This is a genomic window from Streptomyces sp. NPDC040410 (genome assembly GCF_055595715.1).
Map to the genome: position 1 here is coordinate 87,119 of NZ_JBVIVK010000025.1, position 6,519 is coordinate 93,637.

At 67.7% G+C, this 6,519-nt stretch carries 5 protein-coding genes; 4 read left to right on the forward strand and 1 reads right to left on the reverse strand.

Annotation, left to right across the window (positions count from 1 at the left end; all coding sequences use genetic code 11):
* The first annotated feature begins 261 nt into the window (after positions 1 to 261).
* Together ACZ562_RS33465 and ACZ562_RS33470 are read left to right on the forward strand one after the other, a co-directional pair.
* Positions 262 to 1,797 carry an RNA polymerase sigma factor gene (locus ACZ562_RS33465; RefSeq protein WP_471187078.1) on the forward strand — a complete coding sequence of 512 codons (1,536 nt, stop codon included), beginning with the start codon at positions 262 to 264 and terminating at the stop codon, positions 1,795 to 1,797.
* Between the two features lie 122 nt (positions 1,798 to 1,919).
* Positions 1,920 to 2,789: a serine protease gene (locus tag ACZ562_RS33470; protein WP_471187081.1), complete on the forward strand. Its 870-nt coding sequence runs from the start codon at positions 1,920 to 1,922 to the stop codon at positions 2,787 to 2,789.
* Positions 2,790 to 2,883: 94 nt separating this feature from the next.
* On the opposite strand, the gene ACZ562_RS33475 is transcribed toward ACZ562_RS33470, so the two are convergent.
* A complete protein-coding gene (locus ACZ562_RS33475; protein WP_471187084.1) occupies positions 2,884 to 3,114 on the reverse strand; it encodes a DUF7455 domain-containing protein in 231 nt (76 codons plus the stop codon).
* Positions 3,115 to 3,555: 441 nt separating this feature from the next.
* On the opposite strand from ACZ562_RS33475, the gene ACZ562_RS33480 reads away from it, so the two are divergent.
* Both ACZ562_RS33480 and ACZ562_RS33485 read left to right on the forward strand, forming a co-directional pair.
* On the forward strand, positions 3,556 to 5,679 hold the full coding sequence (locus ACZ562_RS33480; RefSeq protein WP_471187087.1) for a DNA gyrase/topoisomerase IV subunit B: 2,124 nt from the start codon (positions 3,556 to 3,558) through the stop codon (positions 5,677 to 5,679).
* Positions 5,680 to 6,013: 334 nt separating this feature from the next.
* Positions 6,014 to 6,436: a site-specific integrase gene (locus ACZ562_RS33485; RefSeq protein ID WP_471187091.1), complete on the forward strand. Its 423-nt coding sequence runs from the start codon at positions 6,014 to 6,016 to the stop codon at positions 6,434 to 6,436.
* The last annotated feature ends 83 nt before the right edge of the window (positions 6,437 to 6,519 follow it).

Consider the following 6,519-nt stretch of genomic DNA (forward strand, 5'->3'; position numbering starts at 1 on the left):
TGACCCATTCTGTCCGTGTCTGACAGTTTTTGAGCGCTTACGGGGTGTGACTCGGGCCACGCAGATTGGGCGTAACACTCGTGGGAACAGTGCGATGACCTAAGAGGTGACAGCCGCGGAGGGAATACGGACGCCGTTCAAGGCGCTGTGCATCTTCCCGGCCCCCGCCCGCACCGTCGGCCCATCCCCAAGCCGGTGGTCGGCTCCTGTCCGCCGTGGACGGGGCCGGAAGCCGTTTTCCAACGTTCCGAGAGGTTGTTCGTGTCGGCCAGCACATCCCGTACGCTCCCGCCGGAGATCGCCGAGTCCGTCTCTGTCATGGCTCTCATTGAGCGGGGAAAGGCTGAGGGGCAGATCGCCGGCGACGATGTGCGTCGGGCCTTCGAAGCTGACCAGATTCCGGCCACTCAGTGGAAGAACGTACTGCGCAGCCTCAACCAGATCCTCGAGGAAGAGGGTGTGACGCTGATGGTCAGTGCCGCGGAGCCCAAGCGCACCCGAAAGAGCGTCGCAGCGAAGAGTCCGGCCAAGCGCACCGCCACCAAGACGGTCGCGGCGAAGACGGTGGCCACCAAGAAGGCCACCGCCGCCGCCACTCCGGCGGCACCCGCCGTCGAGGCCACCGTCGAGGACGATGCGCCTGCCAAGAAGGCCGCCGCGACCAAGAAGACGACGACCGCCAAGAAGGCGGTCGCGAAGAAGACCGTCGCCAAGAAGACGGCGGCCAAGAAGACGACCGCCAAGAAGGACGACGCCGAGCTGACCGAGGACGAGGTCCTCGAGGAGACGAAGGCCGGCGAGGAGCCCGAGGGCACCGAGAGTGCGGGCTTCGTCCTCTCCGACGAGGACGAGGACGACGCGCCCGCCCAGCAGGTCGCTGCGGCCGGCGCCACCGCCGACCCGGTCAAGGACTACCTCAAGCAGATCGGCAAGGTCCCGCTGCTCAACGCCGAGCAGGAGGTCGAGCTCGCCAAGCGCATCGAGGCCGGTCTGTTCGCCGAGGACAAGCTGGCCAACGCCGACAAGCTCGCCCCCAAGCTCAAGCGCGAGCTGGAGATCATCGCCGAGGACGGCCGCCGCGCCAAGAACCACCTCCTGGAGGCCAACCTCCGTCTGGTGGTCTCCCTGGCCAAGCGCTACACCGGCCGCGGCATGCTCTTCCTGGACCTCATCCAGGAGGGCAACCTCGGTCTGATCCGCGCCGTCGAGAAGTTCGACTACACCAAGGGCTACAAGTTCTCCACGTACGCCACCTGGTGGATCCGTCAGGCGATCACCCGCGCCATGGCCGACCAGGCCCGCACCATCCGTATCCCGGTGCACATGGTCGAGGTCATCAACAAGCTCGCGCGCGTGCAGCGCCAGATGCTCCAGGACCTGGGCCGTGAGCCCACCCCGGAGGAACTGGCCAAGGAGCTCGACATGACCCCTGAGAAGGTCATCGAGGTCCAGAAGTACGGCCGTGAGCCCATCTCGCTGCACACCCCGCTCGGCGAGGACGGCGACAGTGAGTTCGGTGACCTCATCGAGGACTCCGAGGCGGTCGTGCCGGCCGACGCCGTCAGCTTCACGCTCCTGCAGGAGCAGTTGCACTCGGTCCTCGACACCCTGTCCGAGCGCGAGGCGGGCGTCGTCTCCATGCGTTTCGGTCTCACCGACGGTCAGCCGAAGACCCTCGACGAGATCGGCAAGGTGTACGGCGTCACGCGTGAGCGCATCCGCCAGATCGAGTCCAAGACCATGTCGAAGCTGCGCCACCCGTCCCGTTCGCAGGTGCTGCGCGACTACCTCGACTAGGTCGCTGCAGTACGACACCGAAGGCCCGGCGCCCCACGAGGGGGCCGGGTCTTCGTGCTGCGGACCGACGCACTCTGCATGACTCTGGGTGTCCGACCACCACCCCGGAGTGAGGAGCGTGCATGTACCGTCGCATTGCCCGAACGCTGTCCCGGCCGCTGGTTCTGGCGGCCGTGGCGGCCGCGATACCGCTGGTGTCCACCGCCCCGGCCACTGCTGACAGTGTGGTCGTCGGCGGGTTTCCCGTCGATGTGTCCCAGAGCCCGTGGACGGTGGCGCTGTCCAGCCGTGACCGGTTCGGGGGTACGCGGGCGGGGCAGTTCTGTGGTGGCGTGGCCGTGGGCCGCAACACCGTGCTCACCGCGGCCCACTGCCTGGGCGAGGGGGTGCTGGGAGCGCCGCCGGACCAGGCACGTGACCTCAAGGTCATCGCCGGCCGTACCGACCTGCTCTCGGATCAGGGCCAGGAGATCGCCGTGCGCGACACCTGGGTGAACCCGGACTACGACGTCGTCAGTAATGCCGGGGACTTCGCCGTGCTCACTCTCGCCACACCTCTTCCGCAGTCGTCGGTCATCCCCATGGCGGCAGCCGGTGATCCTGCCTACGGGCCGGGCACTGGGGCGATGGTCTACGGCTGGGGTGACATGACGGGTGCCGGCGACTATGTCCACAGTCTGCGAGCGGCGCCCCTGCACGTGCTGTCCGACGCCCTCTGCAAGGGGGCCTATCCGGGCGGCGGTGACGGTACGTACCGCGCTGACGCCATGGTGTGCGCCGGGGAGGCCACGGGCAGCCGTGACGCTTGTCAGGGGGACAGTGGAGGCCCGTTGGTCGCCCGGGGGAAGCTGATCGGGCTCGTGTCCTGGGGGAGTGGCTGTGGGCGCCCGGGCAGCCCGGGCGTCTACACGCGAGTGTCGGACATCGTGAGCAAGCTCGGCTGGGGCCGCGCGGGGCGAGGGGCCGTCGTGAGGGCGCCTGGCCGCGCCTGAGGCGCTTGGCCGGTACGAGCCGGGCGGCTGTCCTCTGGAGGGACAGCCGCCCGTTCCGGCCTGTGCCGGGCTGGCTCGTCGTGGATGCGAGGTGTCAGCGCTCTTCCTCGACGGCGGACGCGGGAATCGTCGTCAGCCGCTCCGTCTCGTCCTGTATCTCGGCGGCGATCTTCTTGAGTTCCGGCTCGAACTTGCGGCCGTGGTGGGCGCAGAAGAGCAGTTCTCCGCCGCTGAGCAGGACGACGCGCAGATATGCCTGGGCGCCGCAGCGGTCGCAGCGATCGGCGGCCGTCAACGGGCTCGCGGGGGTCAGAACAGTAGTCACGTCGCCTCTTCTCTAGCTCGACGAGCTGTCGTACCAGGGTCAACATCCAACCAGCCCCCAAACGTTCCCGCTCGGGGCTTTCCCTCGAAAAAATCTCTCGAGGCCGGCTGTCTGTTGCCGGTTGGCGGCGAATGTGCCGTATTGCGTGTCTGTGTGTCTTGGGTTTCGCGCTGTCTATCAGTGTCTTCGGCCTCCCGGCTGGGTTGCCGGTTGTTCATGAGGACGTGCCCGGAGCCTAAATGGTTCATGCCTCGAAGGGAACGTGATATGTACTTCACTCCATCGAGGGATCGAACACGCATGCGACTCTGGACTAGTCTGACTTCAGACGAGGGTGGCGTTACAACGGCTCTACCAGGCCTCGGTACCCTCTGAGCGGCTACCCAAGCCGCGCCCTTACCCAGAAGGGCCCCACCTGAAATTCAGCGAGGAGCGAACCGCGTGACCGCCGAGACGTCCATGCCGTCCACAGCGCTGCTGGCAGGAGCAGACCGGGACGGTTCCAACTACACCGCGCGGCACCTGCTCGTCCTCGAGGGGCTCGAGGCCGTACGCAAGCGCCCTGGCATGTACATCGGATCGACCGACAGCCGGGGTCTGATGCACTGTCTGTGGGAGATCATCGACAACTCCGTGGACGAAGCCCTCGGGGGCTACTGCGACCACATCGAGGTGATCCTCCACGACGACGCCTCGGTGGAGGTACGGGACAACGGCCGTGGCATCCCGGTCGACGTCGAGCCCAAGACCGGCATGTCCGGCGTCGAGGTCGTCATGACCAAGCTGCACGCCGGCGGCAAGTTCGGCGGCGGCTCGTACGCGGCCTCCGGCGGTCTGCACGGCGTCGGCGCCTCCGTGGTCAACGCGCTGTCCGCCAGGCTCGACGTCGAGGTGGACCGGGGCGGCCACACCCACGCCATCAGCTTCCGGCGCGGTGTGCCCGGCGCCTTCGCGGGAAACGGCCCGGATGCCGGGTTCGAGGCGAAGGGCGGCCTGCGCAAGGCCAAGAAGATCCCCAGGACCCGCAACGGCACGCGCGTGCGGTACTGGGCCGACCGCCAGATCTTCCTCAAGGACGCCAAGCTCTCTCTGGAGAACCTCCACCAGCGTGCGCGCCAGACCGCGTTCCTGGTGCCCGGCCTGACCATCGTCGTCCGAGACGAGTACGGTCTCGGTGAGGGTGGCAGCAAGGGCGAGGAGTCCTTCCGCTTCGACGGCGGCATCAGTGAGTTCTGCGATTACCTGGCCGGCGACAAGCCCGTCTGCGACGTCCTCCGCTTCTCGGGCCAGGGCACCTTCAAGGAAACGGTGCCGGTCCTGGACGAGCACGGCCAGATGACACCCACCGAGGTCACCCGCGAACTCGGCGTCGACGTCGCCCTGCGCTGGGGGACGGGCTACGACACCATGCTCAAGTCGTTCGTCAACATCATCGCCACGCCCAAGGGCGGCACCCACATGGCCGGCTTCGAGCAGGCCGTCACCCGGACGATGAACGAGGTGCTGCGGACCAAGAAGCTGCTCCGCGTCGCCGAGGACGACATCGTCAAGGACGACGCGCTGGAGGGCCTCACCGCGGTCGTCACCGTGCGTCTGGCGGAACCGCAGTTCGAGGGGCAGACCAAGGAGGTCCTCGGCACCTCGGCGGCCCGCCGCATCGTGAACACCGTGGTCTCCAAGGAGCTCAAGGCCTTCCTGACCTCCACGAAGCGGGATGCGGCGGCCCAGGCCAGGGTCGTCATGGAGAAGGCCGTCGCTGCGGCCCGTACGCGCATCGCCGCCCGCCAGCACAAGGACGCGCAGCGCCGGAAGACGGCCCTGGAGTCCTCGTCGTTGCCGGCCAAGCTCGCCGACTGCCGCAGCGACGACGTCGACCGCAGCGAGTTGTTCATCGTCGAGGGGGACTCCGCGCTCGGCACCGCGAAGCTCGCCCGGAACTCCGAGTTCCAGGCGCTGCTGCCGATTCGCGGCAAGATCCTCAACGTCCAGAAGTCGTCCGTCACGGACATGCTCAAGAATGCCGAGTGCGGAGCGATCATCCAGGTCATAGGGGCCGGATCCGGCCGGACGTTCGACATCGACGCGGCTCGCTACGGCAAGATCATCATGATGACCGACGCCGACGTGGACGGCTCCCACATCCGGACCCTGCTCCTGACGCTGTTCCACCGCTACATGCGGCCGATGGTCGAGGCCGGCCGGGTGTTCGCGGCGGTGCCGCCGCTGCACCGTATCGAGCTCACCCAGCCGAAGAGGGGCCAGGACAAGTACGTCTACACGTACTCGGACCGTGAGCTGCGGGACAGGCTCCTGGAGTTCCAGAGCAAGGGCATCCGGTACAAGGACTCCATCCAGCGCTACAAGGGTCTCGGGGAGATGGACGCCGACCAGCTGGCCGAGACGACCATGGACCCCCGTCACCGCACACTGCGCCGGATCAACCTCTCCGACCTGGACTCCGCCGAGCAGGTCTTCGATCTGCTGATGGGCAACGACGTGGCGCCGCGCAAGGAGTTCATCTCCAGCTCGGCGGCGACGCTGGACCGGTCGCGCATCGACGCGTAGTCGCCGGGCTCGGGCCGGGCGACAGGGCGGGACCCGGGCCTTTGCCTTGGCGCGGGTCGGGGCGCCGGGGCGGGGTGCGGGGCTGTACTCCGGCGCCGCGCCCGGGGCCCTGTCCTTTGTGCGTTGTCCTCTGTGCGCGGTCCTCTGTGCGCAGCTTTCCGGGGCGCAGTCGCCAGAGCGTCCCCCGGCACGGAGCGCGGCGCACGGTGACGGCATGGCACGGCCCGCGCGGAAGGAGCGTGTGCGACGGAGAACGCCCCGTTGACTGAACGAAGCCCGGCGATCGCGCAGTTCAGTGGGTGTATGGAGTCATTGAGCGCTACGGTCACCGATCGTGACGAACGATGCTCTCCGACGGGATCTGGCGGCCCTGGTGGTTCCCCGATGGGGTCGGCTGGTGGAGACCGGCGACCGGTACGAGCCCTACCGGCTGATCGATCCCGACGGTGTGACCGTCGAAGCGGTGGCCGTCTACTTCCAGGAGTTGCTGGCGGCCGGGAAAGCGCCGTCAACGGTGCGGTCGTACGGGATGGATCTGTTGCGGTGGTGGCGGTTCCTGCAGGCCATGGACGTCTCCTGGGACCGAGCGACCCGCCTGGAAGCACGCGACTTCAGCTGCTGGATCCAAAATGCCGTCAAACCCACGAAAGCCAAAGCCCCGAGCCCGCGATCAGTTCGGGGCGCCGGCTCCCCGAACCCGGTGACTGGGAAGCCGGCAACCGGGCCGGGGTACGTTTCGACCACGGGTGAGCAATAGTCCCCGAGTTCCGCTCTCGTCTGTAGCTTCCCGGCGCCGCCGAGAGTGCCTGGACCTGGGTCTGTTACCTCGTCCGGGTGACC

Bases quoted from the DNA above. Each gene is read 5' to 3' on its own strand.
- ACZ562_RS33470 (WP_471187081.1), top strand. From the start codon at position 1,920: ATGTACCGTCGCATTGCCCGAACGCTGTCCCGGCCGCTGGTTCTGGCG.